Raw genomic sequence first — 17117 nt, forward strand, 5'->3', positions numbered from 1 at the left:
CGCCTGTCGCCCGTCTCGCCCGATCGCCGTCACCACAATCCCCGTCCCTGCATCAGCATCCGTTAGCCCATGCACGCCGTTTCCCCACCTCCGTGAATACCCGCCGGGGGTATCGCCTTAGCAACTGTAACATACCCCCAAGGGGTAGGTTATGATGGTTGTCATGAGTACACCCTTGGCCCCTACCAGGGGCTACACCGCCAGCAAGGATCAACTGCTCGCGCGACTGCGCCGCGTCGAAGGCCAGGTTCGGGGCATCGAGAAGATGGTCGACGACGACCGCTACTGCATCGACGTGCTCACCCAGATCTCCGCCATCCAGGCCGCGCTGGACAAGGTCGCCCTCGGCCTGCTCGACGGACACGCCCGGCACTGCATGCACGAAGGCGCCGCCGACGGCCGCGCCGACGAAATGGCCACCGAGATGATGGCCGCCGTCGGCCGCCTCATGAAACGCGGCTGAGGGACTCCACCGCGTGTGCTGATAGCGATGCGCGGGCGGCGTGTCGGACTCCAGTGTCCGCTGGTAATTCGGCAGCGGGTGCTTCCCGCGACTGCTGCGCGAGACGGTGTTCCGAGTAAGGTGTGCGGGAGTGCGCTGTCGGGGCGGTCGGCTATGGGCCGACCGCCCCTATGACGTCATGCAGGCGACGGGTCGTCGCTGCGTGCAGATCGCCGTGTTGGTTACCCTGCTTCGGCGGCGGTCGCCGGAATGACCAGGGTGGGGCGGCGGGTGTGGTGCAGCACCTTGATGGAGGTGCTGCCCAGCAGCGCCGCCTTTAGCCCTGTCCGACCGTGGCTGCCCAGGACGATGAGTTGGGCGTCGTCGTCCTCGGCGGTCTGCACGATCGCCTCGGCGGGGGTGGCCATGGTGGAGGCGACCCTCGGCTCGGCGGTGAGTCCGGCCCTCTCGGCCAGCGCGGCGCCTTCGGTGGCGAGCCGCTCGGAGGCATCCAGTGTGCTGGCGTCGAGTCCGCGTAGCTGTTCGACGGCCGGGTGTCCCTCGAGGTGCGCGGCGAGTCCCTCCAGCGGTTGACGGGCGTAGAGGACCACGGCGCGGGCGCCGGGGAACATCTCGGCGACTGTGTCGATGGCGGCGCGGGCGTTCGGCGAGCCGTCGTAGGCGATCAGGATCGGGGTGACGGTGCTCATGACAGTCTCCTTCACGGTGCTGGTCGTCGTGTAGGGCGTTTGTGCGGGCTTGCGATCAGGCGTTCTGGCCGGCTGCGGTGTCGGCCTGCGTCCGGCTGCCGCTGCGCAGCGTGACCGCGGCGATGACGGCCCCGGAGGCGGCGATGATGCCGGCGCCGATGAACGCGGCGGAGTAGCCGTCGGTCAGTGCCGGCAGGTCGCCGAGCTGGCTGGCGCCGAAGCTGGCGGCGACGGCGGTCATGGCGGCTAGGCCGAGCGCGGAGCCGACCTGGTAGCTGGTGTTGACGATGCCGGAGGCCAGTCCGCCTTCCTCCGGGCGGGCGCTGGAGATCGCGGTGCCGAGGGAGGGGATGAAGGCCAGGGACATGCCCAGCGCCGCGACGAGCGAGGCGGGCAGGACGTCGGCGGCGAAACTGCCGTCGGGACGGATCAGGGCCAGCCACCCGAGACCGGCGGCGAGGACCGCGAGTCCGGTCACCACCATCGGCTTGGGTCCGAACCGGTTGATGGCCCTCGGGGCGAGGGCGATCATCCCGACCATGATCAGGACGGTCATCGGCAACAGCGCGGCGCCGCTGGGGAAGGCGCTGTAGCCGAGGACCTGCTGCAGGTACAGGTTCAGGTAGAACCACATCGGGATCCACGCCGCGCCGAGCAGCAGCTGGGCGATGTTCGCGGCGGCCAGGTTCGGCGCCCGGAAGATCGACAGCCGCATCAGAGGTTCCCGGCGGGCCGCCTGGATGGCGACGAACGCCGCCAGCGCCGCCACGGCGCCGGCCAGTGCCAGCCACGTCTGCCCGGACGCCCAGCCAACCTCCGGAGCCCGGACGACGGCGTACACGGCGGCGCCGAGACCGGCGGTGACGGTCACCGCGCCCGCCACGTCGAGGGAGCCTCGACGGGCGCCGCCGGCCGGCATCAACGCCGGGGTGGCGAGAACGGCGAGCAGCGCGATGGGGATGTTGATGTAGAACACCCAGGGCCAGCTGACGTACTCGGTGATGACGCCGCCGAGGAACACCCCGGCGGTGCCGCCGGCGGGTGCTGCCGCCCCGTAGAGGGCGAGGGCCTTGGTGAGTTCCCGCGGCTCGGCGCCGAAGAGCATCATCAGCAGGGTCAGCGCCGACGGTGCGATCAGCGCTGCGCCGGCGCCCTGGACGGCGCGGGCGGCCAGTTCGACGGCGACGCTGTCGGCCAGGCCCGCCGCGGCGGAGCCGACCAGCAGGATCAGCCAGCCGGCGGTGAACATGCGGCGGGCGCCGAACAGGTCGGACAGCCGGCCGCCGAGCAGCAGCAGGCCGCCGAACGCGACGACGTAGGCGTTGAACACCCAGGACAAGTTCTCCGGCGAGAACCCGAGGTCGGCCTGCATCCGGGGTAGGGCGACGCCGATGATCGAGGTGTCCATGATGACCATGAACTGGGCGAGCGCGATGAGGCCGAGGGCCCACCACCGCTTGGTTGGGTTTGACATGACACTCACTCCTTGATGCCCCTAGGGGGTACCGGTATGCGCTGTGCAGGTATACCCCCGGCGGGTATCAGGTGTCAAGTGAGCCGCGTCATCGCGCGGAGTCCCGCCCGCAGTGACTTCCCACCAGTTCGACCGGTGAGCCCCGCTGGGCAAGGGTTGTGGTGGCGGTAGGTCAGGGACCCGGTGGGTGCCGAACCGGACGGCGACCCCAGGTGGTCTTTTCGGTGACGCCGTCGAGGCGTGGAGGGTTGTGCGGCGGGCAGCGGGTGCGTGGTGGTCAGCTGCGCGTCGCGTCCGGCGGTGAGGCCCGCCGCCCGCGACGGATGATCATGGCGGTGGGCGCTAGAAGCGAGATGGTCACGGCGATGGTGGCGGTCAGTCCGATCGCGTCCTGGGCGAGGCCGCTGACGATGTAGAGCAGGCCGGCGGCGGTCCCGCCGACGCCGATGACGACTCCGGCTGCCGCTGCGGGCGCGTCGGGCGCGGCGTTCTGCGCGGCGAGGATCAGCAGGGGTTGATTCATGTAGAGCAGGGCTCCGGCGAAGCCGGCGGCGAGCAGGGTGAGCGGTCCCGCCGGCACGGCGAGGATCGCCGCCAAGGGAACGATGGCCGCCAGCGCGGAGGTGGTGGCGGTGCGAGCGTGCCCGACACGCGGGGCGAGGGCTCCGCCGGCGATCGCGCCGAGCGCGGCGGACAGGGAGAACACGGCCCAGCAGCGGCGCGTCCGAGGCGAGACCCCGCGCGGTCACCAGCCACAGCGGCACGGCGCTGGTAACGGTGATGAACGCCAGGCTGACCAGCGCCGAGGCGGCTGCGAGCCAGCGGACCCGCGCGGTGAGGAGTTCCCGCGTGAACAGTCGCAGGCGGTCGGTGGGACGGTGCGGTTCCCACTCGGGCAGCAGGGTCAGCACGGCGACGGCCAGGATGAGTCCGGGCGCCATCAGCCACGGCGTGACGTCGGCGCCGAACCGGGACACCAGGTACAGGACCACCACCGGGCCTACGGCGAAGCCGGCCATGCCACCGGTGGTGAACAGGCCGACGGCCAACCCGGGGTTGGGCGAGGAGGGGCTTCCCACGATGCTGGTCGCGACCGGATGCAGGGCGGCGGAGCCGATGCCCCCGACAACGAGCAGCAGCAGCGTCACCGCGACGTTACCTGCCACGGCGATGAGGCTGAGCGCGACGGCGGCCACGGCGATGCCGGCGGCGGCGACCCGCCGCATCCCGATCCGGTCGGCGACCGCCCCGAGTGCCGGCTGGGTGAGCGAGGAGCTGACGTTGAACGCCGCGACCAGCAGCGCCAGCGTCGCGGTGCCCGCGCCGAGACGCACCTGCAGGGTGGGCAGCAGCGCTCCGAGGATGGCGGTCAACGCGTCGTTGGCGGCGTGCGCCACCGCGAGCAGGACCGCCATGGCGGCTCCGGTGACCAACCCTGGTCGGCGAACAACGTGTGGCATGCGATGTCCTTCATCGATCGCGCGCCCTGGGGCCTTCCCGACGGCGTGAAGCTATCAGTCGGCCGGCGACCGGCCCTGTCAGCCCACCCCCCTCGCCCTGCCCACCCCGTCCACGAACCCGACTGACGGCAAGGGCCGGGCCGGCGCGGATCGCCTCCCGCCCAGCGCGGTGGTGGCTTCCTGTGTGGCCGGCGAGGCTATGGGCTGAGCGTGTCGCCGTGCCGGCTGCTGCCTTCATCGTGCGCGCGGCGCCGAACCAGCAGGCCTGAGGTCGCTGAACCTGTGACCGGTGGTGCCGGTGAGCAGACTCAGGTGGCGGCTACTCCCGCAGGCCGGCGACGAGGTTGAACGCGCCGGTCAGCACGTTGAGCGCGACCACGCCGACGACGTCGGCGATCTCCCGGTCGCGGTAGCCGTACGCGCGCAGGTCGTCGACATCGGCGTCGGTGATGCTCGACGGGCTGCGGTAGACGCGCATCCCGAAGGCCAGGACGGCGGCGATCGCCGGGTCCGCGGACGTGGCGTCGTGCGCCCGGGCGATCTCGTCGGGGTCGACGCCGAGGCTGGCGGCGGCGTCGCGGTGCGCCCGCAGGCACACCTGGCAGCCTTGCACCGCCTGCACCGCAATCGACAGGCGCTCGCTGACGCGCCGGTCGAGCTTGGCGCGCCTCATCGCACGGCTCAGCTGCAGGTAGCCGCCGAGCACGGCTGGTGAGTGCGCCATGGTGCTGACCATGGCGCCCACGCTGCCGTGGCGGTCCACGAGGTCGGCCAGCATGTCCCGCGCCGCGCCTTGGGCGCTGTCCGGATTCAATGGTGTCAGGCGGCTCATCTCAACTCCTGTCGGATGGAACTTGTCGGTGCGCGGTCACTCAGCCGGCGAGCGCGCGCAGGACCCCACGCACGTCGTCGAGGTCGGCGCCTCGCGCGACGAGGGGTTTGATCCGGTTGGCGGCCCGCGCCCCGCCGACACCGACCGCGCCGACCACCGCCTCATCGAGGGTGTAGGCGACAAGGAAGCGCTGCTGGTCGGGCGCGCCGAACACGACGTGCTCGGCTCGGTCGCGGCCGGGCGAGCCGAGCATGGTCAGCTTGATCGGACCGAGGTAGGTGCTGAAGGAGACCACCTCTGCGGTGGACGCGGCGTCGTCGGGTTCACCGCCGTAGAGGTTGAGGTCGGTCAGGACCGTGCGCGCGGCGCGGCGCCCTTGCCGCAGCGCCTCGCCCCAATGCTCAAGCCGTATGGGTGAAGTCGCTCCCGGTCGGGCGGCGAGGTCCCCGGCCGCGTAGAGGCCCGAATGGCCCACGACGCGTTGCTCACCGTCGACGAGCAGCCCCGCGGCTGACGGATGCTCGGCGATGCCGCTTCCCGCGAGCCAGTCGGTGTCCAGCCGGGCGCCGACGGCACTGACGACGGCGGCGGCGGGCAGGACAGTGCCGTCGGACAGGGTGACCGTCAGCGGTTGCCGCTGGCCGCCGGGCGCGCGCACGGCAGCGACGGTGGCGCCCATGTGCAGCACCACGCCCTGGGCGGTGAGGGTGTCGGCCGCCCACGTACCGACCAGCGGACCCACGTGCCCCGACAGCGGATGATCAGCGGGATCGACGAGCGTGACAGCGCAGCCGAGCTGTTGCAGGGAGGCGGGGACCTCGCTGCCGATCAGGCCCGCGCCGGCGACGACGACCGGCCCCGCCGCGGCGAGCTGCCGCAACCGCGCCGTGTGCGCGGGCGTGCGCAGCGGCAGCACTCGGTGCGCCGCTGCAGGATCGATGTCCGCGTCCAGACCGCGGGGCTGCGCGCCGGTGGCGATCACCACCGCGTCGGCCGCCAACTCCCTACCGGTGGACAACGTGACCGTGCGGCTGTGCGCATCGAGGCCGACCGCGGCGACGTCCAGTAGCCACCTGATGTCCGGGTGGTCCAGCTCGGCCAGGGTGATCTCGTGTTCGCCGGCCGCGCCGGACAGCAGGCCCTTGTTGACGGTGGTCCGGTTGTAGGGCCGCCGCGCCTCGACGGACACGACGGTCACGTCCAGGACGTAACCGTCTGTCTCGGCGGTGGCGGCCAGCGCCCGCGCGCACGCCCCACCGGCAGCCCCGCCACCGACAACCACAACCCTGATCGCCATGCCGCACCCCTTTCCCTGATTACCCCTACCCCGTAGTTGTAGCACATACCCACAGGGGGTATCGTCGGGCGGGCCGGGCGACGCACTGCCGGCGACAAAGAGAACAGCAGAGGGGAGCGCTGCGCCATGGCGAGCAGCACGTACACCGTCAAGGGCATGACCTGCGGGCACTGCGCCGGCTCGGTCACCGCCGAAGTACAGAAGATCGACGGCGTCGTCGACGTGGCCGTCGACGTGCCAGCCGGTCAGGTCACCATCACCAGCAACGCCCCGGTCAGCGACGACGCAGTCGCCGAAGCGGTCGAGGAGGCCGGGTACGAACTCGTCCGGGCCTGACACCTGCGTCGCGCCGGGCCGGCCCGACCGGCCCGGCGCGACGGCTTTCCAGCGGGCAGACTGCGCTTGGTGTCAGGCGCCGGTGATCGCGTCCACCACTTCGGTGGCTCGCCACTCGTGCTGGGCATACGCGTACGGGAACGCCGTGAAGCGCCGTGGCGGCGTCGACGGCGTCGCCACGGCGCTCCCGCCCACGGTGCGCGGCGCCTTGCGGCGACCAACGCGGCGGCCCGGCGGGGCCGCCGCGTTGGCTGCAGCGCACGTCGTGGGTTGTCAGGCGGAGTAGCCGCGCGAGGCAGTCCACTCGGCCAGCTCGCCGACCGGCTGCCACGGGTCGGCGATCTTCACCTGGTCCCCGTCGTAGGCCACCACGGTCAGGTAGTGCCTCGCGCACCACGCCGTCGCCGTCGGTGCCCGCGCCGATGATGTTGACCACCGCAACGCGGTCGTTGTCGATCGCGGCGGTCAGGTCGTCGGTGAGGCGGCGCACCTCGTCTGCGGTGGCCGTGTCGTTCGGGATCTCGCCGGTGGTGTAGACGTCCTCGCCGAGCTCGTCGTTGAGGACCCGGCTGATGTCGAACGCTGACGCTGTCCCGGCGACGGTGGTGCCCAGCTTCTCCGCCAGCTCGTCCTGGCTCTGGATCTTGCCCTAAGCGCTGAGCGCGATGCGGGTCGACGCCGGGCCGCAGAAGTAGAGGTTGGGCTGCTCCTGGAAGCGGTAGTCGACGTGCTTGTCCGACGTCTTGCCTGCCTGCTGCGTGGCGGCGACCGACGGCACCGACGACGGCGCGGCCAGCGCACCCGTGACCGATGCGGCGACGCTGGTGGCGAGGGTCAGCCCGGCCACGCCGAGCGCACCGCGTCGCCCGATGCGGATACGGGCCATGGTCCATCGCGTGTGGGTGTTCATCGTTTGTCACCTTCCCCTCGGGGTGACCAGACCGGGTGTTGATCGGGCTGGCATCACGGGGATGCGCCATCTGGCTTTGGGTGCCGGAAATGGCGAACGCCGGGGCGAGGCTGCTCCGGCGTACACCTGCGCAACCGGCGACAGCCGGCCGGCATTCCGACATCAGGGCGCCGGGGGAGGTCCCTCGTTCCGCGAATCCGACAGTCCCCGTAGATAGGCGGATGCCGGCATCGTCATATCGAGGCCGGGGCCGAGGCCGTCTGCACGTGGCGGCGGCCGGACCCCGAGGTGGGGTCCGGCCGTCGTGTCGTCGGCCTTACAGGCGGTCGAGGATCCTCTGCAGGGTCTGCACCTCGGCGGCCTGGTCCGCTTCGATCTTCGCGGCGAGGGCCTTGGCGTCCGGATTGGCGCCGTCGGCCTGCTCGGTCTTGGCCATCTCGATGGCGCCCTTGTGATGGTCGATCATCATCTGGGCGAACATCTTGTCGAATTCGGTGCCCTTGGTCGCCTTGAGCATGTTCATCTGCTCGTCGTCGGCCATGCCCGGCATCCCGGATGGGTTGGCGCCGTGCATGTTGTGCCCCTCGGGGGCGGCGGTGGGCTTACCCCACGCCGTCAGCCAGCCGGTCATTGTCGCGATCTCCGGGTCCTGCGCGGCCTTGATCTTCAGCGCGAGGTTCTTCAACTCCGGGTCGCTGGCGCGCGCCGGCGCCAGATCGGCCATCTCTACGGCTTGCCGGTGGTGCGGAATCATCATCTGGGCGAACATGACGTCGGCGTCATTGGCGGTGGCGCTGCTCGGCGCCGACGCGGAAGCGGCCGCGGTCGGGCTTCCGCCGCTGCCGTGATCCATGCCGCCCATGTCGTCGCCGCAGGCCGTGGCGAACAGGAGCAGAGCGGGCAGGGTGCCGCCGGCCATCAGGGCGCGGCGCAGTGCGCTGGTGCGCTTCATGGTGACGAATGCCTTTCGGTCGATGATGTGCGGATGACGGAACCTTCGGTCGCGTGACCGAAAGACGCGTTCTATATCCGCACGACCGACGCGGCGGCGACACGTAGGCCCAGCAACGGCACAGGCGGGCCGCACCCGCTGCGGTGAACCGCGAGACCTGTGCGGGCAGCAGGCCGCTGGCGGCGGGCGTCCGCACGCTGCAGGACAAGCCCAATGGCCAGGCCGAATGCGCCGAGCACCGCCAGGCACACCGAGAACAGGTCGAAGGTGATGCCCCCGCCGGTCGGCGGCGCGACGCCGTCAGCGAGCACAGGCATGCCTCCGGGACTATCGAGACCCGAAGCGGCGAGCATGCCGTGCGGCCGGTCGGCGGCCGGGGTGTCGTGCCCGCGAACGGCGTGGCGGCCATGACCGACGGTATGCACTCCCGCAACACCGAACGCCAGCACAACGAGCAGCAGCACCCGCGACAGGCCGATCATCCTGCCGCCGCCGTGGCATGTTGCCCTGCTCATCTCGATCCAGAGTAATGGGTAGCGTGACGGCAGGCGGCCCGGTCGGATCATTGCGACCAGGCCGCCCTGCACGCTGTCAGTGCTGCCCGGGCGTGAGCGTGACCCGGCGCAGCAGCTGCGCGTTCAGCGCCACCACGATGGTGGAGGCGGACATCAGCACCGCACCCACCGCCGGGCTGAGCGTCACCCCCGCCCACGCGAGGACGCCTGCGGCGAGGGGGATCGCCACCACGTTGTATCCCGCGGCCCAGGCCAGGTTCTGGATCATCTTGCGGTAGGAGGCTCGGGACAGCCGGATCACGCCGGTGACGCCGCGCGGGTCCGACGAGGCCAAAATGACCCCGGCGGATTCGATCGCCACGTCGGTGCCGGCCCCGATGGCCAGTCCGACGTCGGCGCGGGCCAAAGCCGGGGCGTCGTTGACGCCGTCGCCGACCATCGCCACCCTCAGCCCCCGGGCCTGCAGGTCGGCGACCGCCTTGTCCTTGTCCGCGGGCAGCACCTCGGCGAAGACCTCGTCCACCCCTTGCCGGAAACGCAGATCCGCCGCGACCGCCTCGGCGACCGGCCGGGCATCTCCGGTGATCATCACGATCTTCTTGACGCCCTGCTCGCGCAGCTCGGCGATCGCGTCGCGGGCCTCCGGTCGCACCTCGTCCTCCAACGCGAACGCGCCCACCGCAACCGGTTGGCCGGCCTGAGGCAGTCGGACCAGGTGCAGCACCGCCGCGCCCCGTTGCGACCATGTTCCGGTCGTGGTCGCCAGTTCGTCGGGGACCCGCGCGTCGAGTTCCCGCAGCAGGGCGGGGCCACCCACCGCCCACGTGGTGCCGTCCACGACCGCCTGGACGCCGCGACCGGTCAACGACCGAAAGTCTCGGGCGACCGCCCGCAGCCCCCGGTCCTGTGCGACCGCGACCAGAGCCTTGGCCAGAGGATGTTCGCTGTCGGCCTCGACCGCGCCGGCGACGCGCAGCACCTCGTCCTCGCTCACCCCGCCGGCGGCGGCCGTGGCGGTGACGGTGTGCGTGCCCTTGGTCAGGGTGCCGGTCTTGTCGAACAGCACCGCATCCACGGTGCGCATCCGCTCCAGGGCGAGGCGGTCCTTGACCAGGATCCCGGCCTTGGCCGACAGCGCGGTGGACAGCGCGATCACCAGCGGGATGGCCAGCCCGAGGGCGTGGGGGCAGGCGATGACCAGGACCGTCACCGTCCGGATCACCGACTGGTCCGGGTCACCGAGCGCCAGCCAGACGGCGAAGGTGACCAGCGCGGCGGCCGTGGCGACGTAGAACAGCATCGCCGCGAACCGGTCAGCCAAAACCTGCGCCCGACCGGAGGATGCCTGCGCCTGCGCCACGAGCCGACCGATGCCGGCCAGCGCGGTGTCCTCCCCGATCGCGTCGATGCGGACCCGCAGCGCGGAGTCGGTGGCCACCGTGCCAGCCACGACCCGGTCTCCGACACCGCGGGGTACCGGCCGGGACTCGCCCGTGATCATCGACTCGTCCAGCTCGGCGGCTCCGTCAACGATCCGACCGTCCGCGGGCACCCGCCCGCCGGAGCGGACCAGCACGACGTCGTCCAACCGCAGCTCGGCCACCGCAACCCCGTGCACCGTGCCGTCGGGGTCAACGCGTTCGGCGTCGTCGGGCAGCAGCGCGGCGAGTGCGGACAGCGCGCCCTGCGCCTGGCCGATGGCCTTCATCTCCTGCCAGTGACCCAGCAGCATGATCGTGACCAGCGCGGCCAGCTCCCACCAGAAGTCCAGGTCGAACGCGCCCAGGCTGGTGGCCATCGAGGCGACGTACGCCACCGTGATCGCCATCGAGATCAACAGCATCATCCCCGGCGCCCGGTCACGAACCTCACGGACACCGCCGACCAGAAACGGCCAACCCCCGTAGAAGAAGACCACCGAGCCCAGGACCGGGCCAACCCAGTCCATGCCGGGAAAGTCGAGGGTGTAGCCGAACCAGTCCATCACCATGTGGCTGGTCGCCACGATCGGGACCGTCAACGCCAGACTCAACCAGAACTTGCGACGAAACTGCTCCGGGTCGTGCCCCGCGTGCTTGTCATGACCCCCGTGCCCGCCCGCGGCATCGTGCCCCGCATGGTGGTGACCACCGCGCGGGCCATCCGGCGCCCCGGCACCGCCTGCATGACCGTCGTGCGGTCCGCCGCCGGGATGCTCACCCCCCGGCACCTGATGGCCGTGATGCTGCGTCCCACTGGTGCCGGCATCGGCGTCGGTCCCGTGTTCGTGTCTCATATCGTCCACCTCCACCAGCACCTCCACCAGCACCATAAACCCCTTGGGGGTACCTGTGGTGATTCTTGCTCAGACCTTGCAAGCGATACATCGGCTGGCGACGGTTTCCCGCAGAATCTACGTGCCACTGAGCGGTAGCCGGCGGGTCATGTCGAGCTTGACCTCGCCGTACGGGGCGACGTTGGGCGCGGGCCGCCGGCCCGACATGGTGGGGCAGGGCGAACGTCCGCCGATCCGGTGGTGCTCCAAAGTGGTGGGTGTAGTCGGCGGGGCTGGAGTTGAGGTAGAACGTCCAGTCCAGGCCGACGGGGATCGGTGCCACGGTGTACTGGCAGCGCGGCGGTTCCAGACGCAGGAAGTCGCGCAGCGTGCCGGGGGCGTCGAGCTGGCCGCGGTGGGCGGTGTAGCCGGCGTAGCGCAGCGTGCGGCGCGAGTCGAGCAGCCGGCGGCCAGTGGAGGCGCGGCCGTCGGCGAACACCACGAGATCGGCGGCCTCGCGGGAGCCGTCGCCGAACGTCAGCAGGGGTTGTCCGTTGCGGGCACCGAGCGCGGCGACACGGCGACCGGTGCGCAGCATCCCGCTGGGCAGGCGGGTGGCCAGCGCGGTGTGCAGCAGCGACCATGTGGTGTTGCGGCCCGGGTAGACCTGCCGGAGGGTGTGCGCGGCACCCGGAGACGTCCGGCACGCGGGGCGGCCCGACATGAGCCCGGCCCCCTGGCGGCGGGCGCAAGCCCCGTCCGGGTCTGGCCCTTGGTGGCCGCCATCGGGAACTTCCGCACCCTCAAACCGGCCCCTGTCAGCTCTGGCGAACGCCCCCCGGGTCTGACACGGATCTGACAAGGCCCTGAAGGGACCATCACCTGGTCTGACAGCGCCCGACTCCCGGGCAGCCCAAAGCCTTGGCAGGTCACGAGGCGGGCTGACCACCAAGGTGCACCTGCTGGCCGAGGGCCGGGGCCGGGTCCTAGGCCAGCGGGTCACGCCCGGCCAGGCGGCCGACACCAGAGAGCTGGTGGCGCTGGTTGAGTTTCCCCCGCTGATGGAGCCGCGTAGCCTCGGTCCATGTATCTGCGGCTGGTGGTCGGGCCATCACGGCTACGCGACTGCGCACATATGCTGAAGCAGTCCGGCGAGGCGTTCCTGTTCTCGGACGAGGCGGCGGAGTATTACGAGGGTCTCGTGGCCGGCGCAAAGGTAGTGGCGGAGAGCTTCCCGTTCGCGGCATGGGCGGAGCCGGATGATGCCCCGTTGCACCTCGGCCGGGTGGACGGGCAGATCATTTCCGGTCTGCGGTGGTCGGCCGCCCAGCTGGCGGTCTCCGGGCAGGTGTCGGGAGAAGCCCCGGCTGGGGCCGAGGACTGGTTGTTCTCCGACCCGGTGGTCGCTACCACCTGGGACCGCGGCCCCGAGTACGTTGCCAATGGCGGTCGCTGCGGCGCCGCGCCGGCGATCACCGGTACCGAGCGACTCGGAGCTTTCGACCATTTCTTGCACCATGCCGGTGAACCAGTGGTCTATTCACCGGCCGATTTTGCCCCGGTAGTCAGAGACAGTAGTGCTTCCGGTGCCGTTGTGCTTTCAGCGCCCCGGCTGATCGCTGAGTTGCGCTACCTCGCCGCGGTTCTGGACATCGATCCGGCCGCGGACGGCGACGACTGCGGCGGCGGGATCCACGCGCTCCTGGCCGCTGCCCAGGCGGCTACCACCGCTGGCGCCGCACTGGTGTCGGAATACGCGTGACCCAGTGGTCGCGAGAGGTGCTGTTGGATTGGGTGGGGGTGAGAGACCTTCGCCGTCGGGTCGTCGCAGCGGCCTGATGAAGCTGAGGGCAGCCTGAGCCGGGAGGTGCCGGGGAGGGTGGCAAGCAGCCCTGACAACGCCGGGCGTGCCAGCACTGCCAATTGGTGCGGGTCTGGGCTTCCCCCTGAGGTGTGGACACCCTGAGACTGGATGTTGGTCCAGAGGAAGGGGTGTCCCCGTTGGGGCGTCCATCGAAGTACACGGAAGAGTTTCAGCATGACGCGGTTGACCTGGTCCACTCGTCGGGGCGGCCGATCAACCAGGTCGCTCGTGAGTTGGGGTTGAGTCACGAGACGCTGCGGAACTGGGTCCGTAAGCGGGAGCGGCAGACCGGCACGTGTCCGGCATCGGGTGGGGACACGCCGTCGGTGGCGGACAAGGACGCCGGTGCTTGAGCTGGCTGTGATCGGCCTGGATCAGATTGTTGGCGTACCGTTCGACGTGGTGCCACGCCGGCGGGACCAGGTCGTCGAGCACGTCGGGGTAGACCGGGGCGGCGTCGGTGACCACCTCGGTCGGCGTGACCTTCACCGTGGTCAGGGCTCGGTGGAAGAACCGCCGGGCCGCGGCGGCGTCCCGACGCGCCGAGACGAGCACGTCGATGACCTGCCCGTACTGGTCGACGGCCCGGTACACGTACCGCCAGACCCCGTTGACCTTGACGGAGGTCTCGTCCACGAACCAGCGGTCACCCGGTGAGTGGCGGGGTGAAGCGGGCGGCGTCGGCCAGTAGCGGGATGAACCGCTGTACCCACCGGTAGTCGGTGACGTGATCCACCTCCACGCCGCGTTCGACTACGTAGCAGTTCCTCCACATCCCGGTAGGAGAGGTTGAAGCGCAGGTACCAGCGGACCGCAGGACGATCACCTCGGACGGGAACCGGAACCCGACGAACGCCGACGCAGGCGGGGGCCACCGGACATCAGACAGCGACTTCACCGGCCAAGCAGACCACGCCGGGCAAGCTGGAGTCGGTCATGCTTCCACCCAAGGCAACAGAGCCCGACGGTAGATCTCACACGCCTCCGTCGACGTGCAGGGTTTCCCCGGTGATGTAGGAGGCATGGTCGCTGAGGAGGAAGGTCACGGCGTGGGCCACCTCTTCTGGTCGCCCGTAGCGCCCTAACGCGATCTTCTTGGAGTGGTGTTCGACGTGTGCCCGCCGCTGTTCGGACGAGGTTCGCGCCGCCTCCTCAGTCTCGATCATGCCCGGGGCCACCACGTTGACGCGGATTCCCTGCGGGCTCAACTCCTTGGCCAGCGAGCGCATCAGCCCCACGAGGCCGGCCTTGGCCGCGGTGTAGTTGGCCTGCAGCGGCAGCCCGATCGTGGCCGATCGGGAGCCGATGGCCACCACCGAGGACCCGGCGACCATCAGTGGCAGTGCCTTGTGGACGACGAGGTAGGCCCCGGTGAGGGTGGTGTTCACCACCCGGTGCCACTCCTGGGGCGTCAGCTCGCCGAACGGCGCCCGGCTGATCACCCCCGCGTTGTGCACTAGACCGTGCAGCGTCCGGTGGGTGCTCCGGGACTCGTCGACGAGCCGCTCGACGTCCTCGGGGTCGGTCACGTCGGCCCGGATCAGCTGGTGGGTGCCCGGCGTTGCGTTGAGTTGCTGGGCGAGCGAATCGACGTGTTCGCCCTCGGTGCGATAGCAGGCGGTCACATTCGCTCCGGCGGTGGCCAGTGCGAGGGTGATGCTTCGACCGATTCCCCGGGTCCCCCCGGTGACGATGGTGTTCTTGCCGGCGAGTTGACCGGTCATGTCTATCTCTCTTCTCGCGGTGGGGCCCGCCGAGCTCTTCCCGCGACCATGGACAGCCACGGGAACGCGGCGATGGCGGCCGTGTGGACCGTTGCTCCACCTTTGGCCAGGACCGAAGCACCAATCGCAGCCGGTCGGCTGCGGCCCGCTCGTCTCGGCCTCGGTCTGCGCGTTGAGGTGTCGCTCCGCGACGGCGCTGTCCATCGGAGCATCGGGCTTCATCTCGCGGTACTAGGCAAATGCGCAGCTCGGAGGCGATCCAGCTCCTCCCGATACTCCCAGAAGAGGGGCTTGAATTCCAGATCGGGCGCTCTCGATCCTTTTGACATAGATCATCCGGGTCCCCTGCTCAGCGTGCCGTTCCCAGGTTCAGCTTCAGACGGTGCCGTCGCCCGTGGAGGTGCGCCGTCGGCCGGAGAGCGTGCCCGATTGCCGTCGGGGGGTTCGAGGATCTCGATGCCCGACGCCTTGAGACCTACCTGCGGTTGATGTCGCGCGAGCACCGCTACTGGGCGGACGTCCGCTGCTGGGCCAGTCGCAGGACTCAGCACTGCTGGTCGGCCGCCTGGTGGGATGCGCGCTCGTGGCGGTCGACTGCTCGGGCGTGGGCGATCGCGAGCAGCCGGTCGATCTCGGGCAGCATCTGCGGGCCGGGCATGACGATGCTGCCGAAGCCGTAGAGCGCGTAGCCCGGGTGTGGCACGACGGTGTCCAGCCGGGCGAAGTCGAACTCGTCCCGGTGCTCCTCGAAGTCCTTGGGCGGGAAGCGGAACAGCCTCTCAAACTCGGCTCGGCCCAGGTCCAGGTTGAGCCGGAAGACGCCGGGGCGGTCGAGCTGGGAGGTCTCGTCGAAGCCCGGCACATCATGTTCGACAATTGTGGTGAACGGCTGGCGGCGGTCCGGACCGACAAAGAAGAACCGGTCGCCCCAGGCGCCCTCCGGCGATCAACCGAGCCCCTTGGCAGATCATTGAGTTCTGACCGGCCAGCGCCAGGGCAGGGCAGGGCGGGGCAGCTACACATCCTGGCTCCGGGTCGGCGGGAATGCGCAGGGTGCGGGACGTGCCGGGCGAGTCCGGAGAGGGGGAAGGTTCGCCCTTGCGTCGATGCGGCGCGGCACAGGCCAGTCCGAGATGAGTGTGTTTGTCGTTTGTGGGCAAGACTGCCTAGTAGAGATAGTTGTCAGGCGTGCTGTGCCGACGTCGTCGCATCGATGCGGCTTGGTGGTGGGCCAGGCCTACGGATCAGAAGGTTAGGCGTTCGAGTTCCCTTCGGGCGCACAAGATCAAAAGAGCCTGACATGCGGAAACGCCGGTCAGACTCTTTGCTTTTCCGTCCCTTGTGGACGTGTGGCTGCTCGGTGGCTGCTCGTCCGACGAGCATCCCCTGCGTCCCGCCCAGTCCGGGGGTTCCGCTGGCGTCCGGCCCGGTCCAGTGGGGGGTCACTCTTCAGCGTTCAGGGACGGACGGGCTGACTGTGCCGAGCGGTATGCGCGTGCGACCGTGGACGAAGTGGCGGCCAGCTGCGGACGGGACGGCAACCAGACGGTCTGAATGCCGAGTTGCTCGTTCATCGCAGCGAGCTGGTACTCGTGGCGAAGGTCTGCGGCCGTACGTAGGCCGCGGACGATGATCGTGGCGCCGCGGCGTAGGCAGTAGGCGGTGGTTAGGCCGGTCCAGGTGTCCACCTCGACATTGCCCCAGGCTGCCGGCATGGCGTCGCGCACGCGTACGGCCCTGGTCGTGGTCTCGACGGTTGGTCGCTTGTCGGCGTTCACCGCCAGCAACACGATGATCTGGTCGAACATCACCCGGGCGCGGGCCACCAGGTCGCGGTGCCCCGGGGTGAACGGATCGAACGTACCGGGATAGACCGCCAACGAACCGTGTACCGGCACTACTCCACGATTCGACGTAGCCGTCACCGCGACTCCAACCACATGGCCACGATCATCCGAGCCGTACATGTGCCGACCCGACTTTGGGCCTTGTCGTCACCGCCGACCAGGGCCGACATCCTGATCTGCCGCCGATCCTGCGTTACTGAATGTGGACGGCGAGCATGGGCGGTCACCCGCGCTCGCGAGCGAGCATCAGCGGACTGGATTCCAGGGACAACGGCATGACGCCAGGGTCGAGGTGGACGTGCGCTCCGGGCGAAGCGGTCGCATCGGACAACGCCAGACACCACCGGGCAAGATCCCGCAGCCCGGCCGAGTCGCCGAAGATCTCAACGGTGCCGTCGCGGACTTCAACGACGATGGATCCTCCTTCAGCCGGTGCGATAACACCTCGCTGGGAGTCGTAGCCAGGTACGGATAGCGTCACCTCATTCACCAATACAGTC

Annotated in this window: 17 protein-coding genes and 4 pseudogenes; 4 read left to right on the plus strand and 17 right to left on the minus strand. The window is 70.1% G+C overall.

Annotated elements, in window-relative coordinates:
* The first annotated feature begins 163 nt into the window (after positions 1-163).
* Entirely contained in the window at positions 164-463 is a 300-nt protein-coding gene (locus tag C5N14_RS29030) for a metal-sensitive transcriptional regulator (RefSeq protein ID WP_117672826.1), read from the plus strand.
* Positions 464-684: 221 nt separating this feature from the next.
* Here C5N14_RS29030 and C5N14_RS29035 read toward each other — a convergent pair whose 3' ends face one another.
* From C5N14_RS29035 to C5N14_RS29055, 6 genes and pseudogenes are all read right to left on the minus strand, one after another.
* The gene (locus C5N14_RS29035; protein WP_117672745.1) at positions 685-1152 is read right to left on the minus strand and encodes a universal stress protein; all 468 of its coding nucleotides are present in this window, start codon (positions 1150-1152) and stop codon (positions 685-687) included.
* Positions 1153-1207: 55 nt separating this feature from the next.
* Complete coding sequence (locus C5N14_RS29040; protein WP_117672747.1) at positions 1208-2626, minus strand: MFS transporter; 1419 nt, start codon at positions 2624-2626, stop codon at positions 1208-1210.
* 277 nt (positions 2627-2903) lie between these two features.
* Entirely contained in the window at positions 2904-3332 is a 429-nt protein-coding gene (locus C5N14_RS33555; protein ID WP_243640171.1) for a hypothetical protein, read from the minus strand.
* A gap of 82 nt (positions 3333-3414) precedes the next feature.
* Positions 3415-4086, minus strand: a pseudogene (locus C5N14_RS34340) (MFS transporter); the annotation flags it as partial.
* Between the two features lie 319 nt (positions 4087-4405).
* Entirely contained in the window at positions 4406-4918 is a 513-nt protein-coding gene (locus C5N14_RS29050; RefSeq protein ID WP_117672751.1) for a carboxymuconolactone decarboxylase family protein, read from the minus strand.
* Between the two features lie 40 nt (positions 4919-4958).
* Entirely contained in the window at positions 4959-6215 is a 1257-nt protein-coding gene (locus C5N14_RS29055) for an FAD-dependent oxidoreductase (RefSeq protein ID WP_117672753.1), read from the minus strand.
* Positions 6216-6341: 126 nt separating this feature from the next.
* Here C5N14_RS29055 and C5N14_RS29060 point away from each other — a divergent pair, with 126 nt between their 5' ends.
* Positions 6342-6551, plus strand: a complete 210-nt coding sequence (locus C5N14_RS29060; protein WP_117672755.1) for a heavy-metal-associated domain-containing protein — start codon at positions 6342-6344, stop codon at positions 6549-6551.
* 72 nt (positions 6552-6623) lie between these two features.
* On the opposite strand, the gene C5N14_RS33870 is transcribed toward C5N14_RS29060, so the two are convergent.
* The 6 genes and pseudogenes from C5N14_RS33870 to C5N14_RS33565 form a co-directional block, all read right to left on the minus strand.
* The gene (locus tag C5N14_RS33870; RefSeq protein WP_256371567.1) at positions 6624-6746 is read right to left on the minus strand and encodes a hypothetical protein; all 123 of its coding nucleotides are present in this window, start codon (positions 6744-6746) and stop codon (positions 6624-6626) included.
* 454 nt (positions 6747-7200) lie between these two features.
* Positions 7201-7461: a hypothetical protein gene (locus C5N14_RS29065; RefSeq protein WP_128763689.1), complete on the minus strand. Its 261-nt coding sequence runs from the start codon at positions 7459-7461 to the stop codon at positions 7201-7203.
* A 316-nt stretch (positions 7462-7777) separates the two neighbouring features.
* On the minus strand, positions 7778-8413 hold the full coding sequence (locus C5N14_RS29070) for a DUF305 domain-containing protein (protein WP_117672759.1): 636 nt from the start codon (positions 8411-8413) through the stop codon (positions 7778-7780).
* A 71-nt stretch (positions 8414-8484) separates the two neighbouring features.
* A complete protein-coding gene (locus tag C5N14_RS29075; protein ID WP_128763690.1) occupies positions 8485-8928 on the minus strand; it encodes a hypothetical protein in 444 nt (147 codons plus the stop codon).
* Between the two features lie 76 nt (positions 8929-9004).
* On the minus strand, positions 9005-11203 hold the full coding sequence (locus C5N14_RS29080; protein ID WP_371685927.1) for a heavy metal translocating P-type ATPase: 2199 nt from the start codon (positions 11201-11203) through the stop codon (positions 9005-9007).
* A gap of 184 nt (positions 11204-11387) precedes the next feature.
* Positions 11388-11864 (minus strand): annotated as a pseudogene (locus tag C5N14_RS33565) (monooxygenase); the annotation flags it as partial.
* A 402-nt stretch (positions 11865-12266) separates the two neighbouring features.
* Here C5N14_RS33565 and C5N14_RS29090 point away from each other — a divergent pair.
* On the plus strand, positions 12267-12944 hold the full coding sequence (locus C5N14_RS29090; RefSeq protein WP_128763691.1) for a hypothetical protein: 678 nt from the start codon (positions 12267-12269) through the stop codon (positions 12942-12944).
* A 230-nt stretch (positions 12945-13174) separates the two neighbouring features.
* The gene (locus tag C5N14_RS34345; RefSeq protein ID WP_371685930.1) at positions 13175-13399 is read left to right on the plus strand and encodes a transposase; all 225 of its coding nucleotides are present in this window, start codon (positions 13175-13177) and stop codon (positions 13397-13399) included.
* On the opposite strand, the pseudogene C5N14_RS33570 reads toward C5N14_RS34345, so the two are convergent.
* The 5 genes and pseudogenes from C5N14_RS33570 to C5N14_RS31870 form a co-directional block, all read right to left on the minus strand.
* Positions 13389-13935, minus strand: a pseudogene (locus tag C5N14_RS33570) (IS6 family transposase); the annotation flags it as partial. The gene C5N14_RS34345 and the pseudogene C5N14_RS33570 sit on opposite strands and share 11 nt — an antisense overlap.
* 85 nt (positions 13936-14020) lie before the next feature.
* Positions 14021-14974, minus strand: coding sequence for an SDR family NAD(P)-dependent oxidoreductase (locus C5N14_RS29105; protein ID WP_243640176.1), 954 nt, complete (start codon positions 14972-14974; stop codon positions 14021-14023).
* Between the two features lie 340 nt (positions 14975-15314).
* Positions 15315-15692 (minus strand): annotated as a pseudogene (locus C5N14_RS29110) (DUF6194 family protein); the annotation flags it as partial.
* Positions 15693-16212: 520 nt separating this feature from the next.
* Complete coding sequence (gene coaD / locus C5N14_RS29115) at positions 16213-16668, minus strand: pantetheine-phosphate adenylyltransferase (protein WP_243640178.1); 456 nt, start codon at positions 16666-16668, stop codon at positions 16213-16215.
* 172 nt (positions 16669-16840) lie between these two features.
* Entirely contained in the window at positions 16841-17107 is a 267-nt protein-coding gene (locus C5N14_RS31870; protein WP_128763692.1) for a hypothetical protein, read from the minus strand.
* Positions 17108-17117: the final 10 nt, after the last annotated feature.

The organism is Micromonospora sp. MW-13 (assembly GCF_003434305.1).
GTDB lineage: Bacteria > Actinomycetota > Actinomycetes > Mycobacteriales > Micromonosporaceae > Micromonospora.